14 protein-coding genes and 1 pseudogene are annotated in these 19,477 nt (G+C 50.4%); all 15 read left to right on the plus strand.

Annotated features, from left to right (window positions below; genetic code table 11):
* The first annotated feature begins 58 nt into the window (after window positions 1-58).
* The 15 genes and pseudogenes from DW965_RS05085 to mreC all read left to right on the plus strand — a co-directional run bounded on the left by DW965_RS05085 (window position 59) and on the right by mreC (window position 19,458).
* Window positions 59-571 (plus strand): MarR family winged helix-turn-helix transcriptional regulator, encoded by a 513-nt coding sequence (locus DW965_RS05085; protein ID WP_022461532.1) that lies wholly within the window; start codon window positions 59-61, stop codon window positions 569-571.
* Window positions 561-2,291: an ABC transporter ATP-binding protein gene (locus tag DW965_RS05090; RefSeq protein ID WP_119198116.1), complete on the plus strand. Its 1,731-nt coding sequence runs from the start codon at window positions 561-563 to the stop codon at window positions 2,289-2,291. Before DW965_RS05085 ends, DW965_RS05090 begins: the two co-directional genes overlap by 11 nt.
* Window positions 2,291-3,925, plus strand: coding sequence for an ABC transporter ATP-binding protein (locus tag DW965_RS05095; RefSeq protein ID WP_119198117.1), 1,635 nt, complete (start codon window positions 2,291-2,293; stop codon window positions 3,923-3,925). Before DW965_RS05090 ends, DW965_RS05095 begins: the two co-directional genes overlap by 1 nt.
* A 188-nt stretch (window positions 3,926-4,113) precedes the next feature.
* Window positions 4,114-5,211: a hypothetical protein gene (locus tag DW965_RS05100; protein ID WP_119198118.1), complete on the plus strand. Its 1,098-nt coding sequence runs from the start codon at window positions 4,114-4,116 to the stop codon at window positions 5,209-5,211.
* Between the two features lie 22 nt (window positions 5,212-5,233).
* Window positions 5,234-5,899 carry a hypothetical protein gene (locus DW965_RS05105; RefSeq protein ID WP_119198119.1) on the plus strand — a complete coding sequence of 222 codons (666 nt, stop codon included), beginning with the start codon at window positions 5,234-5,236 and terminating at the stop codon, window positions 5,897-5,899.
* 18 nt (window positions 5,900-5,917) lie between these two features.
* Window positions 5,918-6,685, plus strand: a complete 768-nt coding sequence (locus DW965_RS05110) for a hypothetical protein (protein ID WP_119198120.1) — start codon at window positions 5,918-5,920, stop codon at window positions 6,683-6,685.
* Between the two features lie 280 nt (window positions 6,686-6,965).
* Window positions 6,966-9,602, plus strand: coding sequence for a DNA mismatch repair protein MutS (mutS, locus tag DW965_RS05115; RefSeq protein WP_119198131.1), 2,637 nt, complete (start codon window positions 6,966-6,968; stop codon window positions 9,600-9,602).
* A gap of 55 nt (window positions 9,603-9,657) precedes the next feature.
* Window positions 9,658-11,688 (plus strand): DNA mismatch repair endonuclease MutL, encoded by a 2,031-nt coding sequence (mutL, locus tag DW965_RS05120; protein WP_119198121.1) that lies wholly within the window; start codon window positions 9,658-9,660, stop codon window positions 11,686-11,688.
* Window positions 11,689-11,698: 10 nt separating this feature from the next.
* Window positions 11,699-12,676, plus strand: a complete 978-nt coding sequence (gene miaA / locus DW965_RS05125; RefSeq protein ID WP_118666330.1) for a tRNA (adenosine(37)-N6)-dimethylallyltransferase MiaA — start codon at window positions 11,699-11,701, stop codon at window positions 12,674-12,676.
* Window positions 12,670-13,956, plus strand: coding sequence for a methionine gamma-lyase family protein (locus DW965_RS05130; protein WP_055228136.1), 1,287 nt, complete (start codon window positions 12,670-12,672; stop codon window positions 13,954-13,956). The genes miaA and DW965_RS05130 overlap by 7 nt, the downstream gene beginning before the upstream one ends.
* Window positions 13,956-15,143 carry an NAD(P)/FAD-dependent oxidoreductase gene (locus DW965_RS05135; protein ID WP_055228137.1) on the plus strand — a complete coding sequence of 396 codons (1,188 nt, stop codon included), beginning with the start codon at window positions 13,956-13,958 and terminating at the stop codon, window positions 15,141-15,143. The genes DW965_RS05130 and DW965_RS05135 overlap by 1 nt, the downstream gene beginning before the upstream one ends.
* Window positions 15,140-16,752 (plus strand): annotated as a pseudogene (locus DW965_RS05140) (NAD(P)/FAD-dependent oxidoreductase). Before DW965_RS05135 ends, DW965_RS05140 begins: the two are co-directional and overlap by 4 nt.
* Before the next feature lie 94 nt (window positions 16,753-16,846).
* A complete protein-coding gene (gene radC, locus DW965_RS05145; RefSeq protein ID WP_022462847.1) occupies window positions 16,847-17,536 on the plus strand; it encodes a RadC family protein in 690 nt (229 codons plus the stop codon).
* A gap of 56 nt (window positions 17,537-17,592) precedes the next feature.
* On the plus strand, window positions 17,593-18,606 hold the full coding sequence (locus DW965_RS05150) for a rod shape-determining protein (protein ID WP_117761507.1): 1,014 nt from the start codon (window positions 17,593-17,595) through the stop codon (window positions 18,604-18,606).
* Between the two features lie 21 nt (window positions 18,607-18,627).
* Window positions 18,628-19,458, plus strand: a complete 831-nt coding sequence (gene mreC, locus DW965_RS05155; protein ID WP_119198123.1) for a rod shape-determining protein MreC — start codon at window positions 18,628-18,630, stop codon at window positions 19,456-19,458.
* Window positions 19,459-19,477: the final 19 nt, after the last annotated feature.

Consider the following 19,477-nt stretch of genomic DNA (forward strand, 5'->3'; position numbering starts at 1 on the left):
ATTAGTTGTATATGCATCTATTTGAAACAGATCGAGAATGGACAGGAGGAACAGAAAAATGGATCCAACAGAACGGAAAATAACAAAAATAGCGCGGGAAGCCGGGAAATTTACGGTGCAGGCAATGAAAGAAGAAGGCATCGGTACGGCAGAATTTGACTTTATCCATCTGGTGCGCCATCATCCGGGCATCACGCAGACGGAAGTGCGCGAACAGTTAAAGATTGATAAAGGAGCTGCTGCAAGACGCGCTGCAAGCCTTGAGGCAAAGGGATATCTGATCCGGAAACCGAATCCGTGGGACGGCAGAAGCCAGCTTCTGTATGCTACGGAAAAAGCAGAAACTTTGAAAAATTCCAAAGCAGAAATTGAAACGGTTTTTTATGAATGGCTGCTTTTGGAGCTTCCGGAAAAGGAGGCAGAAAGCTTCTGCGAAACACTGGACAAGCTGTACTGGAAATCGAAGAGAGAACGGCAGAATCATTTTGCGGAACTTTCAAAAATTTTAAGTGAAAAAGCAGATAAAACAATAAAAGCAACAGCAGAAGGAGGCAGCAGCGATGAAGGATGAAACCTTTCGCCCGAACCGGATGCTCTCTTACTTTCAGGAAGAATGGAAAATTCTCTTTTTTGTTACGGTTTCCGGTCTCATCTATAACCTGGGACTTCTTGCAGGCCCCTGGTTTGAGGGAAAAATGACAGGAAAGCTGGTTGATCTCCTCGGCGGCACAGGAACCTTCCACCAGATGCTGATGCTGGTCACGGCCTATGTCGTGAGTATTGGCATTGTGCAGGTTTCCCGCTATTTCAAACGGTTCTATGTCAGAAGATTTGCCAACAACGTCAACCGGCATATGAAGCAGATTCTTTACGGAACGCTGGTTCGCAAAAGCCGTTTGGAGCTGGAAGCGGAAGGTACCGGAAATGTACTGACGAAGGCCATTCTCGATGTAGACGATTGCGTAGAAGGAATGCGGAAATTTACAACGGAAATCTTTGATACCGGTGTTGCTCTTCTCTCCTATGCGTGTATGCTGCTCTGGTACGACTGGCGCCTGGCTCTTCTCTGCATGATTTTCCCACCCATTTCTTACGTGATTGCCGAAAAGATGAAGGTCATGGTACAGAAAACGGGCGCTGCCTATAAGGTACAGTCGGGTGCATTAAGTGCTACAACCCTGGACCGTGCGACAAATGCCATCACGTATCGTGTCTTTGGCTGTGAGGAGGACAGAAAGGCCGCTTATGAGGAGAATCTTTCGGCTTACGAATCTGCCGCTGTGCGCGCCAATATCTGGAACACAGCTATGCCGCCGATTTACCGTATGATCTCGATGACGAGCATTCTGTTTATCCTGTATTTTGGAGGCAGAAACGTCCTGCAGGAGGGATGGACACCGTGGAACATCGCCGTATTTACCACGTTTTTGTCCTGCTACACAAAGCTTGCCACCAAATCATCGAGCGCTGCGAAGCTTTTTAATGCGGTACATAAAGCGCAGGTTTCCTGGAAACGAATCAAACCTTTGCTGCAGAATTCCAAAACAGAACCGGAGCTTCCAGCCGCAGCGCCTGCAGAGCTTAACGTCGATCACCTGCATTTTGCCTATCCAAACGGAAAAGAGATCATCCATGACCTGTCGTTTCAGGCGGCTCCTGGCCAGATCATCGGTGTAACGGGACCTGTCGCATGCGGAAAGTCAACGCTTGGAAAGACTTTTCTCTGCGAGTCGCCGTATGAGGGAAGCATCACCTTCGGCGGAAAAGAACTTGGAAAAATGGAAAAAGCAGACCGGAACCGCATGGTCGGTTATCTTGGCCATGACCAGGAGCTGTTCCATGGAAGTGTGGAAGAGAATATCCGTCTCGGGGGAAAAGAGGGCGCAGAGGAGATGATCCGAGTCGTCTGCCTGGAAGATGAAGTGAAAGCAATGGAAAACGGAATCCATACCCTGGTCGGAACGGGCGGTGTCCGCCTCTCCGGTGGTCAGGCGCAGCGCCTTGCCCTTGCGCGAACCCTGTACCACAAACGGCCGGTTCTGGTTCTCGACGATCCGTTTTCGGCACTCGACAAAGAGACGGAGGCACAAATTTTTTTAAATTTAAAGGAGCTGGCAAAAGACTCTATTATAATCCTCATTTCCCATCGCCTCTATCTGTTCGACCAGATGGATCAGGTCATCTGGATGGATGAGTGCCATACGAAGGTCGGCACACATGAGGAACTCCTTGCAACGGTTCCGTCCTACGCAGAGCTCTGCAGCAATCAGACGAAGGGAGGCAGCTTTTGATGCAAAAGAAAGAATCTGTATTGCGGGTAATCAAAGAAACCGTTCGAAAACACGGCGTTTTATCAGCCGCACTTTTGGGAGTCGTCTGCGGTGCGGTTATTTTCGCACTGCTCCCGCCTCTTGTGCTGGCACAGCTGATTGACCTTTTGACAAAGAAGCATACCCTCTGGATGGAAGGAATTCTGCTGTATTTCGGACTTCTTGCCCTGACGGGTCTTCTGGAGTCGGCACGAGAGAGTCTTCTGACGGTATTCGGCCAGAAAATTACACATGCACTCCGAAGCAGTCTGATGGAAAAGTTCGGACGCCTTTCCGCCAACGAGCTGAACCGCCAGGAGCCGGGCGCTCTCGTATCAAGATTTGTCGGTGACGTCGACACAGTGGAAAACCTGTTTACCTCCGGGATCATCAGTATGTTTGCCGATACGTGCAAAATCTTAAGCATTCTTGCCGTCATTTGGGTGACTAATCGTGGACTTACGATTGTTCTGATTATTTTACTCCCTGTTCTGTTCCTCTTTACCCGTTATGTTCAGAAAAACATGCTGGCCTCCCAGATTGCCAACCGCCGTGCAGTCAGCCGTGCTTCGGGTCACGTTCCAGAGACGCTGCACAACATCCGTACCATTCACTGTCTGCAGAAAGAGACGTATATGGAGCAGCAGTATGCGCACTATATTGATGACAGCTACAGCGCAATGGAGAAGACCAATTTTTACGATGCCGTCTATTCTCCGGTCGTCCTGATTTTAAATGCCATTGTTGTTGCTGTTGTCATGCTGCTTTCGGCCTCCGGCAATCCGACCGTTTTAAAACTGTTCGGCATGTCCGCCGGAACCGCCGTTGCTGTTATAAACTATATTTCCCAGATCTTTGCTCCGGTCGAAAGTCTTGGTATGGAAATCCAGACAATTCAGTCTGCGTTTGCCGGTATGGAAAGAATCAATGAATTTTACAGCCTGGAAGAGAAGAAAGAGCCGGCTGCGCTGACTGAAAATACAGATTACGGCATAGCGGCTGAGCTAAAAAATGTGACGTTTGGATATGACGAAAGCCAGGTCATCTTAAACGATGTAAGTCTGCAGATCAAAAAAGGCGAGCAGGTAACACTTTTGGGACGAACGGGTGCCGGAAAGAGTACTATTTTCAAACTGCTGCTCGGTTTATATGAACCACAGAAAGGAATGGTTCTGATTTGGGGTGTTCCATCTGTCGATCTGCCGGATGCAAAGAAACGAAAGGTTTTCGGCTATGTGGAGCAGTCGTTCCACATGGTGCCGGGATCGGTAAAAGACCAGATTACTTTGTATGATGCAAAGATTTCGGATACAGATGTAAAAAAAGCAGCAGAGCTGACCGGACTTGCAAAGACCATCGAGGCGCTTCCGAACCAATATGATACGATCTGTACACAGGATCTCTTCTCACAGGGTCAGTGGCAGCTCCTCTCGATTGCCCGTGCAGCCGCAGCGGAGCCTGAAATTCTGCTCCTCGATGAGATTACCGCAAACCTTGATGCAGAGACGGAAAAAATGGTATTAAATGCATTGCAAAGGGTTTCCAAAAACCGTACCGTAATTTCCATTTCCCACCGAACTATGGCAGAAACGGGACGCGTGATTCCAATTTCATAATTTCTTTTCGTTCATTAAATTTTTGAAACAAAGCGTGCCGGATGCATTCTGACAAAAAAAGATGCGCCGACACGCTTTCTTTGTCCCGCCAGGCAGAACAAAATAGAGCGGAGGAGCGAGTTTCAATTGACACAAAAAAGGGGAGCAAGTACAATAAAAGTAACGAAAAGAGAGGAGGCGGTATTCAGTTGAAAAAGAGAAAATGGAAATTCCGCATCGCAGGCGGCGCTGTCACGCTGCTGGGCATCTATCTGATGGCGGTCGGCTACGGAGAGACGATCACACTCACCATCGCCACGGTTGTCCTGATTTTCGGCATTGCCATCTGGTCCATGGCAACCCCGGAGAACTACAATTCCATGACGGATATGATTGCCATGATCTCCATGGAGAAGCCGCGGAAAATCGAAGAATTTTATGAGGCTTACAAGAACGTCGATACACCGTTCGGTTCTGCATGGCTTGCAAAATTCTACACGATGCGGCAGAAAGCACTCGTTTTCGGACCGGACGCCAAGGGAGAATATCTCTACTTCTGGCTGACCAAAGACGGTCATGTCGGTTATTTGGGATATTCCTTCATCGAAGGCTTTATCAAAAAGAAACTCACCACACCCGTGTATCCGATTCATGAAGATGTTGCAGAGAACCTCGCAGACCATCTAAGCTACCATTCCGATCTGATGATGTTCCAGAGCGAATTAAAAGCGAATCTGGAGCATTTCGTCAAAACCGGAACGGTACAGCCGTTTCAGAAGATTTCGGCGTCCCAGATTTACACTTTCACGGAGGATTACCGCCTGACGGGCCAGCATTTCGATCTGGAGGATACAGACGGAAACCTGGTTTACGAGATCGACAGCACCGTGCCGCTGAAAACATTTTATATCTACGATGCGATGCACACCGAAATCTTCCGTATGACGAAGGAACTGCTCCACGCGCTGCCGACGTACCGTTTTTATCTGTACGGCGAGCCGTATGGTGTGTTGAAAAAGCAGTTTGCACTCGTACGGGATCAGTTCTCGATGGAACTGCCGGAGGGAAAACTGGAACTCCGGGAATACGCCGGCTCCATCGGCCACAATTACTCGGTAAAACTGAACGGAACTATGATCGGCGCCATCGTCGACAATATGGATCTTACCGTCGGAAACATCATGTTCGACAATGCGTTTCTGATTATCTACGATGCAAAATATCTGCCGCAGCTGACCGCACTCGCTGTGATGGCGGCAAGAGAACTGGCACGCGACAAGGACGGCGGTCTTTCCAATCGGTCCTGACAAAAGAAAGAGAGGGGAATCTATGAGAAAAACGACAAAATTGTTTTTGGGTTTTACAGCAGGACTTCTGCTTCTGTGCGGATGCTCGGTGGCAGAAGAAAAGTTAGGGTATGAAAACGCGGATGTGGCAAAAGAAGCCCTTGCATCGGCTTCGTCCGTCCGCATGCGCTGTGATCTGGATAACGTTGACGCTTCGGGAAACATTTATGCGGATGAAAAGGCTGCCGCGTATATGAAAAACAGCGGTCTCTTTGATCAGACCTGGACGATCTCTATTTCCGGCGAAGAATGGTTCCATATGAAAATTGTGACGGACGAAGAAATCAATAAGATGACAAAATCCGCTACTACCTATGCATTCTATGATCCGGACAACAACCTGCTTGGCTATGCACAGGAGCGCGTGACGACACCGGATCAGATGCCGGAAGCGTATTACATTATTTTTCTCGATGCAGATCTGAACGAAAAACCATATTACGCATCAGAGGATGGACATACCATTTATACAGAGGGCGGAACGGTGATCGGTTCTGCGAAAAAAGAGATGGACTGGTCCGGTTCACAGTGCAATCTCTATGTGAACCTGGAGGATAACGGTACGCAGGTGATGGATTTCCAGGATAAATACGCCTTGCTCGATATGATGTACGATGAGGCAAATGAGTATTACAAAGATAACAAGTAAGGCGGAGGAAAAAGGCAGTTGAAAAAGAGAATATATACAGCCGCTGGTCTTTTTCTTGCCGCCGCTCTGGTGCTTGGCGGCTGCGGAAAAGAAAAAGTGCCGGAATCTGAGTTTGCAACTGCGGATGAGGCAAAAGAGGCGCTTACATCGGCAGAAACCATAGAAATCTACTTTGACCTGTATGGAAGTAAACGAAAGACGAAGATTGTGGCAGACGGAAAAGTGGCGGGCTATCTTCAGAAGAATACGGTCTATATCAACGATGAGGAGTGGTTTTCGATTGACTATGTGGAGGATGAGCCCATCAATGACAGAGAAGGCTCCGGCACGACGTACGGCTATTACGACGCATCCGGTACGTGTCTTGGCTATGCGCAGGAGCAGTATGTGGATACCTCCTATGGAAAAGATACAAGACTGATTTTCCTTGATGTAGATGAAACGCCGCTCGATTACCAGAGTTCGAGAAGCGGCAGGATTCTGTATGATGAAAATGACGAGGAGATCGGCAGCGGAAAGATCGGGCGATCAGGGGTCAGTCTTCTTGACCAGTGGTACACGAATCTTTACTGTGCCGTCTTTAAGACCGAGACGGACGGCACGCGGCAGATTGATTTCATGGACCGGATGGCGATGCTGTGGCGTCTGGAGCGCGATTACCGCTCAATTGACGACAATCCTGTCAACACCGGCGTGCAGATTTATGAAACGGTTGCCGTTGTTTTTGTGCTGATCCTGTTGATTGGTTCGTCTTTCTCAAAATGGAGACAAAAAAAGAAAAATTAAAGGGAATGCTCGCTTCCTGGACGGCTGGTTTTGAGAAAAAACCACTGACAGGAAGGGGGCATTTTATACGCTTGTGAATCTTGCACAATTTCTGGTTTCATGCTAAAATTGTGCAGGTATGACGTTTGTTATACTTCTTATATTTATTCTTGAGAAAAGGTATGAAATACAAATGAACGATACAGAAACAAAAAACACAGCGGTAAAAGCGCCGGCACTGATGTCCACGCGGCCTGTGACAGCACAGGATGCGCTGGATCAGTGTGAGAAGCTTTCCCCGATGATGGTACATTATTGCCAGACGAAGACGGGCTTAACTGACCCGGCTAATACCATTTTGTTTTACCGCTTAGGTGATTTCTACGAAATGTTCTTCGAGGATGCCACCCTGGTATCCAAAGAACTTGAGCTTACGCTGACCGGAAAGGACTGCGGCATGGAGGAGCGCGCTCCGATGTGCGGTATCCCGTATCACGCTGCAGAAGGGTATATCAACCGTCTTGTAGAGAACGGCCATAAGGTTGCGATCTGCGAGCAGATGGAGGACCCAAAGCAGGCAAAGGGCATGGTAAAGCGCGAAGTCATCCGCGTTGTCACACCGGGTACGACGCTGATCCCGCAGGGACTTGATGAGACGAAGAACAACTACATCATGTCGATCGTCTGCATGGAGGGATGCTTCGGTATCTCTACGGCAGATATCTCCACCGGCCAGTGCCTCGTCACGGAAATGGACAAGCCGCGCCGCCTGGTGGATGAGATCACGAAGTTTATGCCGGCTGAAATCATCTGCAATCAGTCATTCCTGCTCTGCGGGATCGATGTGGAGGATCTCCGGACCCGCCTTCATATCTGCGTGAATGCATTGGAAGACTGGTATTTCGATGATGACATCTGCCGCCGTACGCTGCAGGAACAGTTCCATGCTGCTACGATGGAAGGCCTTGGCATCGCCGATTACAACTGCGGAACAATTGCAGCCGGTGCGCTGTTCCAGTATCTGCACGAGACACAGAAATCGGATCTGTCTCACATGAACTCGATTACACCGTATGTGACGGACAAATATATGCTGATCGACAGCTCCAGCCGCCGGAATCTGGAACTGGTGGAAACGCTGCGGGAGAAGCAGAAACGCGGCTCCCTCCTCTGGGTTCTCGACAAAACCCGCACGGCGATGGGCGCGCGTCTTCTGCGAAGCTACGTGGAGCAGCCATTGATCGACGAGGATGAAATCAATGCAAGACTCGATGCTGTAGAGGCTCTAACGGGGCAGGCGATGCTCCGCGAGGAAATCCGTGAATACCTCCGTCCGGTTTATGACCTTGAGCGTCTCGTCGGAAGAATCAGCTACCAGTCCGCGAATCCGCGTGACCTGATCGCCTTTAAATCGTCGCTGCAGATGCTGCCTTACATCAAGCAGCTCTTAAACTCGTTTGACGGCGGCGCTTTGGCGCAGATTCAGGAGGATCTCGACCCGCTGGAAGACCTCTATCAGCTTGTCGATGCGGCAATCGTGGATGATCCACCGTATCTGATGCGCGACGGCGGTATGATCAAGGACGGCTACAACGAGATGGTCGATAATTACCGTCACGCCAAGACCGAGGGCAAACAGTGGCTGAGTGAGCTTGAGGCAAGTGAGCGCGAGAAAACCGGCATCAAAAATATGAAGGTCAAATACAACAAGGTATTCGGCTATTATCTGGAGGTCACGAACTCGTTTAAAGATCTTGTCCCGGATTACTATACGAGAAAACAGACGTTGACGAATGCGGAGCGCTACATTACCCCGCGTCTGAAGGAACTCGAGGATACGATTCTCGGTGCGGAGGATAAACTGTATGCGCTGGAATACGATCTTTTCTGTACGGTGCGCGATACGGTTGCCGGTGAGGCGGAGCGGATTCAGCGCACGGCGCAGGCTCTGGCACGGCTCGATGTGTATGCATCACTTTCCTACGTTGCCGAGCACAACCACTATGTGCGTCCGAAGCTGAACAGCCGCGGAAAGATTGATATCAAGGACGGCCGTCACCCAGTGGTCGAGAAGATGATTCCAAACGATATGTTTATCGCAAACGATACCCTGCTTGACAACAGTGACCACCGCGTTTCCGTCATCACCGGACCGAACATGGCCGGTAAATCGACGTATATGCGCCAGACGGCCCTCATTGTGCTGATGGCACAGATCGGTTCGTTTGTTCCGGCTTCGAAGGCAAACATCGGTATTGTGGACCGGATCTTTACCCGTGTCGGCGCATCCGATGACCTGGCAAGCGGCCAGAGTACGTTTATGGTTGAGATGACGGAGGTGGCAAATATTCTTCGGAATGCAACCTCGAACAGTCTGCTGATTCTCGATGAGATCGGAAGAGGAACGAGTACGTTCGACGGTCTTTCGATCGCCTGGGCGGTGATTGAGCATGTGGCGAATCCGAAGCTGCTCGGCGCAAAGACACTGTTCGCTACGCATTACCATGAGCTGACTGAGCTTGAAGGAAAGCTTCCGGGCGTGCACAACTACTGTATTGCCGTCAAGGAAAAGGGCGACGATATCGTATTCCTGCGTAAAATTGTACAGGGCGGCGCAGATAAGAGCTACGGTATCCAGGTAGCGCGTCTTGCGGGAGTGCCGGAGTCAGTGCTCTCCCGGGCGCAGGAGCTGGTGGAGCAGCTGAGCGATGCCGATATCACTGCTGCGGTCAAGGATCTGACCATGCAGAAGAAACCGAAGGCAAAGCCGGTTCACTACGACGAGGTCGATATGGCACAGATGTCGCTGTTCGATACGGTGCAGGACGATGATATCATCAAAGAGCTCTCGGAGCTTGATATCTCGAATATGACACCGATGGATGCTTTAAATACCCTGTACCGTTTCCAGGGAAAGGTGAAAAACCGCTGGAAATAGGGGAATACTGGATCAGAACATAAGTTAGAATCAATCCGAAACAGAAAGGAACAACATGGCTACCATAGCAGTACTGGATCAGAATACGATCGATAAAATTGCGGCCGGTGAGGTCGTGGAACGGCCGGCTTCCGTGGTAAAGGAGCTGGTGGAAAATGCAATGGACGCCGGTGCGACGGCGATCACCGTGGAAATCCGCGACGGCGGTATCTCGCTGGTGCGGATCACGGACAATGGAAGCGGCATTCCGGCCGAACAGGTGCCGCTCGCTTTTCTGCGCCACGCGACGAGCAAGATCCGTTCCGTGGAAGAACTCGTGCAGATTGCATCTCTTGGCTTCCGCGGCGAGGCGCTCTCGAGTATCTCGGCGGTTGCGCAGATCGAGATGATTACGAAAACGCCGGATGCGCTGACGGGAACGCGGTATGTGATTGAGGGCGGCGCGGAGAAGGCCAATGAGGAGGTCGGTGCCCCGACCGGAACAACCTTTCTGGTCCGGAATCTTTTTTACAACACGCCGGCTCGTCAGAAATTCTTAAAAACGCCGGTTACGGAGGCGAATGCGGTGACTTCCGTTGTGGAGCAGCTTGCGCTGTCGCATCCGGGGATTTCGTTTAAATATATGGTGAATTCACAGGTGAAGCTCCATACGAGCGGCAACCGGAATTTAAAAGAACTGGTCTATAATATTTACGGCCGCGACATCGCGCGGGAGCTGATCGAGATTCACTCGGAAAGCCCGCTGATGACGATTGATGGTTTTATTGGAAAACCGGTGATCTCGAGGGGAAACCGGAATTTTGAAAATTATTACGTGAATGGACGGTATGTGCGGAGCAAGCTGCTCGCCCGTGCGATTGAGGACGGATATCAGACATCGATGATGCAGCATAAATATCCGTTTACGCTGTTCTATGTCCAGATGGATGGAGAGGCGGTGGATGTCAATGTGCATCCGACGAAGATGGAACTTCGTTTTTCTCATCAGGAGGAGATTTACCGCCAGATGCGCGATATGATCTCAGGTGCGCTGAATCACAGGGAGCAGATTGTGAAGGTTTCGCTTTCTTCCGACAGGGAACGGAAAGCAGAGGAAAAAGCGGCACGGAAAGAACAGATTGTTGTTCCGGAACCGTTCGAGCAGAAACGGCAGGTAAAAGAAGGCTTTGCACGGCAGTCCCTTCCGGTGGAGCCGGTTTCCAGCCAGAGCAGAAGAATGCCAATTTTCCCGGAGGTGGAACGAAATGGATACCGCGCAGCGAAAACGTATGTGCCGGTTCAGCAGATGACGGGAATGACGCGGGAAGAGGAAGAACTGTTTGAGCCGGGTGCAGGAAACGTACCAAAGACGGCAGACCTCTCAAACGCGGACACAATACAGCATCAGCAGGAGCCAGATGCAGCTCCAACGGTATCTTCCATGCCAGAAGAATCCTCATCTGCATCTGCTTCGCCTGAGCCAGAAGGCCAGATGCAGCTCTTTGATGAGCAGTTTCTTACCCCGGAGGCAGAGAAATCGCACCGCATCATCGGCCAGGTTTTCGATACGTACTGGCTGATTCAGTACGGCGAGAATCTCTACATCATCGATCAGCATGCCGCGCACGAAAAGGTACTGTTCGAGCGGATGATGAAAAATTACCGGGAAAAGAACGTCACCTCCCAGATGGTGAGTCCTCCGCTGATCGTCTCCTTAACGCCGCAGGAAGCAGATCTTGTGACCCGTTACATGGACGTTTTCCAGTCCTTCGGCTACGAAATTTCCCCGTTCGGCGGAAAAGACTATGCGATCAACGCCGTGCCGCACAACCTGTACGGTATTGCGACGGAGGAGCTGTTTATCGAGATTCTCGACAATCTTGAGGAGGTCCGCGAAAAGCCGCTGGAGATTTTAAAAGACCGTCTGGCGACGATGTCGTGCAAGGCCGCCGTAAAGGGCAACAATCATCTTTCCTATGCAGAGGCGGAGCAGCTCATTGCCGAGCTTTTGACGCTCGAAGATCCGTATCACTGCCCGCACGGCCGGCCGACGATCATTTCCCTCTCGAAACGGGAACTGGAAAAGAAATTTAAGAGAATTGTGTAGGTGATTTTTTTTGAAAAAACCTTTGATTATCCTGACCGGTCCGACCGCTGTCGGTAAGACGAAGCTGTCGATTTCGCTTGCCAAAGCGGTGAATGGGGCCATTATCTCCGCGGATTCCATGCAGGTCTACCGCCATATGGATATCGGATCTGCCAAAATCCGCCCGGAGGAGATGTGCGGCGTTCCGCATTATCTGATCGATGTGCTCGATCCTTCCGAAGAGTTTCACGTCGTGAAGTTTGTGGAACTGGCGCATGAAGCGATGGAAAAAATATACGCCGCCGGACAGATTCCGATCGTGACGGGCGGCACCGGCTTTTATATCCAGGCGCTTTTAAAAGAAGTTGATTTTACGGAATCGCACGGTGAACTGCCGATCCGGAAACAGCTGGAAGAAAAAGCAGCAACGGAGGAAGGCGCGGCAGAACTGTACCGGGAACTTTCCGAGGTTGATCCTGCTTCCGCGGAGACGATTCACCCGAATAATGTAAAACGTGTAATCCGGGCGCTGGAATATTATCACGAGACAGGACAGAAGATTTCGGAGCACAACGAGGAGCAGAAGCAGAAGGAATCTCCGTACTGTTCTGCTTATTTTGTGCTGAACGACGAACGTTCGATTCTGTATGACCGCATTGACAGGCGCGTCGATCAGATGATCTGCGACGGACTGGTTGATGAAGTTTTCCGTTTGAAAGAAATGGGATACACAAGAGATCTTGTCTCCATGCAGGGACTGGGCTACAAAGAACTGTTCCCGTATCTTGCGGGCGAATGCACGCTGGAGGAGGCCGTCTATATCATCAAGCGGGACACCCGTCATTTTGCCAAACGGCAGCTGACCTGGTTCCGACGGGAAAAGGATGTGATCTGGCTGAACAAGCCGGATTTTGACTACGACGAAGAAAAAATATTATCATATATGCTGGATCGCTGGAACGAAATCGTTTCGGCCGATGCAAAGGAAGAAGGAGAACAATCATGTTGACAGAAAAAGCTGCTATGTACAGCACACTTGGCATTTCCAAAGAGGTTTTCGCATTTGGAACGAAAATTGAGGAAGAATTAAAAGAGCGTTTTGCAAAAATTGATGAAATCGCAGAATACAACCAGTTAAAGGTCATCCACGCCATGCAGGCAAGCAAGGTCAGCGAGGCATGCTTATATGGAACCACAGGATACGGATACAATGACCTGGGACGTGATACGCTGGAGCAGGTCTATGCAACGTGCTTCGGCACTGAGGATGCACTGGTACGCCCGCAGATCGCCTGCGGAACCCATGCGCTTGCAACGGCGCTTTCCGGAAATCTCCGCCCGGGCGACGAACTGCTTTCTCCTGTTGGAAAACCGTACGACACCCTTGAGGAAGTGATCGGCATCCGCCCGTCCGTCGGATCTCTTGCGGAATATGGCGTAACTTACCGCCAGGTAGATTTAAAAGAGGACGGCTCTTTCGATTACGAAGGAATCAAAAATGCCATCAACAAAAAGACAAAGATGGTGACGATTCAGAGGTCGAAAGGATATCAGACCAGACCGACGCTTTCTGTTACCCGCATCGGTGAACTGATTGCATTTATTAAAAATATCAAACCAGATGTCATCTGTATGGTCGATAACTGCTACGGCGAGTTCGTGGAGACGATCGAACCGACCAATGTCGGTGCAGATCTGATGGTCGGATCCCTGATCAAAAACCCGGGCGGCGGACTGGCTCCGGCCGGCGGTTACATTGTTGGAAAGAAAAAGTACGTGGAAAATGCAGCATACCGTCTGCTCTCCCCGGGACTTGGAAAAGAGGTTGGCGCAACACTCGGTGTGAACGGTTCCTTCTACCAGGGATTCTTCCTGGCACCGACCGTTACCGCAGCGGCATTAAAAGGTGCTGTCTTTGCTGCAAATGTTTATGAGAAACTGGGATTTGCCGTTGTTCCAAACGGAACCGAGAGCCGTCACGACATCATTCAGGCGGTAACCTTTGGAAAACCGGAAGGCGTCATCGCATTCTGCCAGGGTATCCAGGCAGCTGCCCCGGTCGACAGCTTCGTTTCCCCGGAACCTTGGGATATGCCAGGTTACGACAGCCCAGTTATCATGGCAGCTGGCGCTTTCGTGCAGGGCTCTTCCATTGAACTTTCTGCCGATGGCCCGATCAAACCGCCGTACGCTGTCTATTTTCAGGGTGGGCTTACGTGGCAGCACGCAAAATTCGGTATTCTGATGAGTCTTCAGAAACTCGTCGATGCCGGTATGGTGACATTATAATGGCAAAAAATGTGGTAATTATCGGCGGCGGCGCGAGCGGACTGATGGCGGCAATTTGGGCCTCACGTCTCGGTGCCGCGGTCACCGTTCTGGAAAAGAACGATAAACCGGGCAGAAAGCTTCTTGCGACCGGAAACGGACGGTGTAATTTTACCAATCGTTATCAGGATGCATCGTGCTACCGCACGGGAAATCAGGAGCGTGCATCACGGGTTCTCGAACAGTTTACCGAACAGGACACCGAACAGTTTTTTGAACAGCTCGGCATCCGCATCCGGAGCCGTGAAGGCTGGCTTTATCCGGCCAGCGAGCAGGCACAGTCCGTTCTTGAGCTGCTGATTTTGGAAGCCAGATTCCGAAAGGTAAAAATCAAGACACGGGAAACGGCTGTTGCAGTGGAAAAAGCCGAAAATGGTTATCTGGTGCGCACCGAAGGATGGCAGTACCCGGCTGACAGCGTCATCATCTGCTGCGGAAGCTGTGCTTCCCAGATCGCCGGTTCCGACGGAGATACACTTCGATTTGCCGATCAGCTTCAGCTCGCTTCGATTCCGTTTTTCCCGGCCCTCTGCCCGCTCCGCTGCAAAGGAAACCAGTTTTCCTCCTGGGCGGGTGTTCGGGTGCGCGCGAAGATTACGCTTCTGGTTGAAAATCAGGAGATTCTGACGGAACAGGGAGAGCTGCAGCTTACCGACTACGGTGTCTCCGGCATCCCGGTATTCCAGATTTCCCGGTTCGCTGTGCGCGCCTGCATGCAGAAAAAACGCGTTGAACTTCTCGTAGACTTCTTTCCGGAACTGACGGAATTGGAGCTTACTGCAGAACTTGTCAGACGGCAGGAAATCTGCCCGTATAAAGCGCCAAAAGAGCTTCTGATCGGTCTTCTTCCGGAAAAACTCATTCCGGTTCTGATCGGAAAGAAAAAGACTCCGGAAGAAATGGCAGGCGCCATCAAATCATATCGTTTACAGATCACCGGCCAGACCGACTTTGGAAAAGCCCAGGTGTGTGCGGGCGGCATCACGCTCGACCAGCTTACGGATTCTCTGGAATCGGTACAGCACCCTGGTATTTTCTTTGCGGGAGAAGCCCTGGACGTCGACGGCGTCTGCGGCGGCTACAATCTCCAGTGGGCCTGGTCCAGCGGAAGTGCAGCCGGAAGAGCTGCAGCAGGAGAACATGCATGATTCGGATACAGCAATTAAAGCTCCAGTCACCCACACACAGGAGGAACTGGAACAGAAAATAAGAAAAACACTGAAAATCGGAAAACACGATCTGCAGGAAATTGAGCTCTTACGCCGCTCAATTGATGCCAGAAAGAAATCCGAATTAAAATACGTTTATCAGCTTGATGTAAAAGTAAAAGATGAGAACGCCGTACTGCGGAAGGCGAAAAATAACCAGATCGTAAAAGCGGAGAAAAAGCCATATGTGTTCCCAAAATCCGGAGAACAGACTCTTGTTCACCGGCCGGTTATTATCGGAAGCGGTCCGGCAGGACTTTTTTGTGCCTATGTTCTCGCAAAGCATGGCTACCGTCCGCTCGTTCTGGAGCGCGGCGAATCTGCAGAACAGAGAAAGAAAAGTGTCGATGCGTTCTGGAAAACCGGCGTTCTGAACCCGGAATCGAACGTACAGTTCGGAGAGGGCGGCGCCGGTACGTTTTCGGATGGAAAATTAAACACTTCGGTGAAGGATCCATCCGGCAGAAACCGTGAGGTACTCCGGATCTTCACGGAATGCGGGGCACCGGAAGAAATTCTGTACGATCAGAAACCGCACCTTGGCACCGATCAGCTCATCGGAATTGTGACAACAATGCGGAAAAAGATCGAGGCATGGGGCGGAGAAGTCCGTTTCGGAGCAAAAGTGACGGACTTTGGGATTGAAAACGGCAGACTCACTTCTGTAACCGTCAATGAAACCGAGAAGATTGCCGCGGAGACTGCAGTCCTTGCGATCGGCCACTCTGCACGCGATACCTTCTTTAAACTCTGCGAAAATAAGATCTCCATGGAAGCAAAATCCTTCGCTGTCGGCGTCCGCATTGAGCATCCGCAGAAGATGATCACGGAGGATCAGTACGGACCGGAGGCACCGGATTTCCTTGGGGCAGCACCGTATAAGCTCACCAATCAGTGTGAAAACGGAAGAGGTGTGTACTCATTCTGCATGTGTCCCGGCGGCTATGTTGTCAACGCATCCTCGGAAGCGGAACGCACCTGCGTCAACGGTATGAGTTATTCTGACCGGGAAGGTAAAAATGCGAACAGCGCTATGATTGTCACCGTAACACCGGAAGACTACCGCCCGTACCATGTAGAGGGAACGCCGGACGTACTCGATGGTGTGGCATTCCAGAGAGCGCTTGAACACGCTGCGTGGGAAGCCGGAAAAGGCAAAGTTCCGGTGCAGCTTTTTGGTGATTTCTGTGAAAACAGAGTTTCTACAGCACTTGGAGAGGTAACCCCTTCCATCTGCGGAGAATGGACTTTCGCCAATCTGCGGGAAGTTCTTCCGACGTTTATCGGAGACTCCCTTGTGGAAGGCATTCGTGCATCTGAGCGGAAAATCCACGGCTTTTCCCGTCCGGACGCCGTTCTTTCCGGCGTGGAAGCGCGTACCTCGTCACCGGTCCGCATTGTAAGAAATGAAACGCTCGAAAGTCCGTCGCTTACCGGTCTTTACCCGTGCGGAGAGGGCGCAGGCTATGCGGGAGGCATCACTTCCGCAGCCATGGACGGATTAAAAACGGCAGAGGAAATTGCAAAAAAATATATGAATTTTTCATAATTCCTATACATCTGCGGAAAGTTGTGCTAGAATGATGGGTGATTCAAACCAATGTATTCCATGAAAATTCCCGGAAGAGTGGTGGGAGGAATACATGAGAAAAAATGGATTACGAAACCTGCCGACGATGGAACAGCCATATGAAAAATGCCTGGAAAACGGCCCGGAAAGCCTTTCCGACGCGGAGCTTCTGGCTGTCATTTTACGATGTGGGGCAAGGGGAAAAACATCCCTGGAGCTCGCAAGAGAAATTCTTTCCCTTCCCGGAAAAGAGGAGGGCCTGTTAGGACTCTATCACTGTACAAGACAGGAACTTCTGCAGATCCGCGGAGTCGGGGAAGTAAAAGCGATCCAGCTCCAGTGCATCGGTGAGCTTTCCAAACGAATGGCCGCGGCCGGAGCAAGAAAAGGTCTCTGCTTTCATGATCCGGCTTCCATTGCGGATTATTACATGGAACGTCTCCGCCACGAGGATCAGGAGGTTCTTCTCTGCATGATGCTGGACACAAAAAATCAGCTTCTCGGAGAAAAGGAAATCACAAGAGGAACGGTCAATGCGACGATGATTTCGCCGCGGGAGCTTTTTCTTGCGGCACTGCAGTTCCGTGCGGTTCATATTCTACTGGTTCACAACCATCCAAGCGGAATCCCGGAACCAAGCGGTGACGACATTACCGTGACACGGCAGATCCGGCGGGCGGGCGAAATGCTCGGCATTACCCTGCTGGATCACATTATTATCGGGGATCACTGTTATACCAGTATGCTGGAACAGGGAATCTGATCCCGAAAATCCGAGGCAGAAATGCCCAAAGGAAGGGAACAAGTTAAAGGAGCACGATGCAGATTCGAAATGTATACGGCATAGACCTTGGCACCAGTACCGTCAAAATCTATGACCTGAAGAAAGACACAATCACAAAAGAAAAAAATATGATTGCCATACGCAACCGCGAACAGGTGATTGCCGTTGGAAATTACGCATATGAAATGCACGAGAGAACGCCTTCCAATATCGAGGTAATTACCCCCATGAGCAACGGACGCATTGCGAATGTATTGATGGTAGAAGCCGTTTTGCACACGCTTCTCCACCGCTGTACGCGCCACATGGGATACCGCCCGGAGCTGTACTTTTCAGTTCCCTGCGATATGACAGAGATTGAACGGCGTTCTTATTATACGATTGCACATAAGGGAGCCTTAAAAAACTGCCGCATGTATCTTGTGGATAAACCAATCGCGGATGCGCTGGCACTTGGCATTCCGATCAACCGCACGAAGGGTTCCATGATTGTCAACATCGGAGCGCAGAGCACAGAGATTTCTGTTATCGCCAACGCGAGGGTTATTTTTTCCAGAATCATCCAGGTAGGCGGAAAACAGTTCAATGAATCGATATGCAATCTGAACCGCCGCAAAAACAATTTCCAGATTGGCTCCAAAACAGCCAAACGTGTCAAGATTGCGCTGGCTGATCTTGGAACAGACAAAAAAGAGGCGCGGAAGGTGCGCGGCGTAGATGGTGCATCCGGTCTTCCAATGGAAGGGATCATTACTTCTTCCCTCGTAAACGAAGCACTCCTTTCCGGTGTTAATGAGATCGGCGAGGAAATCAAGCATGCGCTGGAGCGTACACCGCCGCAGATCCACGATCATATCCAGAAAGAGGGTATTTACATCACCGGCGGAAGCACAAGGATTCCGAACATTGACCGCTATCTTTCAAGACAGCTCGGCTGTCCGGTGCAGCTTTCCCAGTATTATGACCTCTGTACCATCTGTGGGCTCAAGGAACTGATCACGCACGATGCGCTGCATCGCTGGGCTTACACGGTAAATAAAAAGAAGTAAATCTATCAAAAAGGACCCGCTATGAATAAGAAGAAAAAATTTCAGCTAAAAAGCAAACATTTACTTTTCATCATGACGTTCCTGTGTCTCTCCGGCATTTTAGGCAGTGCAGCAGACAAAATGCCGGTCACGCCGATCCGGGAAGCCGCAGGCTTTGTGATCATCCCGTTTCAGAACGGAATTAACCAGATCGGTGCGTATTTGACAGACTGTCTGACCGGTTTCCAGAACGTCAAAAAACTGTCTGCCGAGAAAGAGGAGCTTGAACAGAAGGTCACGGATCTGACTGAGGAAAACAATCAGCTTGTACAGGATCAGCAGGAGCTGCAGCGTCTTCAGGAGCTGTATCAGCTGGACCAGTCCTACTCGGAATATGAAAAAGTAGCAGCACAGGTCATCTCAAAGGATCCGGGCAACTGGTATGATACCTTTGTCATCAACAAAGGATCAAATGACGGGATTCAGAAAGATATGAACGTTATTGCAGACGGCGGCCTTGTTGGACTTGTTGAGGAGGTAAGTTCCAATTCCGCTACTGTCCGCTCTATCATTGATGACTCCAGTTCCGTGAGCGCCATGACAGCATCTACCTCGGATACGTGTATTGTATCGGGTGATCTGCGCCTGATCAGCGACGGAAAGCTTGCCTTTTCCCAGCTGAATACAACCGACACGGTAGCTGAGGGCGAAAAGATTGTGACATCGAACATCAGTGATAAATACCTCCGCGGTATTCTGATCGGCTATGTTAGTGAAATCACCGAGGACTCCAATCACCTGACGAAAAAGGGATACATCATTCCTGTTGTGGATTTTCAACATATTCAGGAAGTTCTCGTGATCAAAGAATAAAACAGCAGGGAGGAGAGTA

It is taken from the genome of Blautia sp. AM47-4, assembly GCF_003479865.1.
In the GTDB taxonomy this organism is placed as follows: Bacteria; Bacillota; Clostridia; order Lachnospirales; family Lachnospiraceae; genus Fusicatenibacter; species Fusicatenibacter saccharivorans.

Excerpts from the sequence above, each read along its gene's own strand:
- DW965_RS05085 (WP_022461532.1), top strand. The coding sequence starts at position 59 with ATGGATCCAACAGAACGGAAAATAACAAAAATAGCGCGGGAAGCCGGG.
- DW965_RS05090 (WP_119198116.1), top strand. The coding sequence starts at position 561 with ATGAAGGATGAAACCTTTCGCCCGAACCGGATGCTCTCTTACTTTCAG.
- DW965_RS05095 (WP_119198117.1), top strand. The coding sequence starts at position 2,291 with ATGCAAAAGAAAGAATCTGTATTGCGGGTAATCAAAGAAACCGTTCGA.
- DW965_RS05105 (WP_119198119.1), top strand. The coding sequence starts at position 5,234 with ATGAGAAAAACGACAAAATTGTTTTTGGGTTTTACAGCAGGACTTCTG.
- mutS (WP_119198131.1), top strand. The coding sequence starts at position 6,966 with ATGATGGTACATTATTGCCAGACGAAGACGGGCTTAACTGACCCGGCT.
- mutL (WP_119198121.1), top strand. The coding sequence starts at position 9,658 with ATGGCTACCATAGCAGTACTGGATCAGAATACGATCGATAAAATTGCG.
- DW965_RS05130 (WP_055228136.1), top strand. The coding sequence starts at position 12,670 with ATGTTGACAGAAAAAGCTGCTATGTACAGCACACTTGGCATTTCCAAA.
- DW965_RS05135 (WP_055228137.1), top strand. The coding sequence starts at position 13,956 with ATGGCAAAAAATGTGGTAATTATCGGCGGCGGCGCGAGCGGACTGATG.
- radC (WP_022462847.1), top strand. The coding sequence starts at position 16,847 with ATGAGAAAAAATGGATTACGAAACCTGCCGACGATGGAACAGCCATAT.
- DW965_RS05150 (WP_117761507.1), top strand. The coding sequence starts at position 17,593 with ATGCAGATTCGAAATGTATACGGCATAGACCTTGGCACCAGTACCGTC.
- mreC (WP_119198123.1), top strand. The coding sequence starts at position 18,628 with ATGAATAAGAAGAAAAAATTTCAGCTAAAAAGCAAACATTTACTTTTC.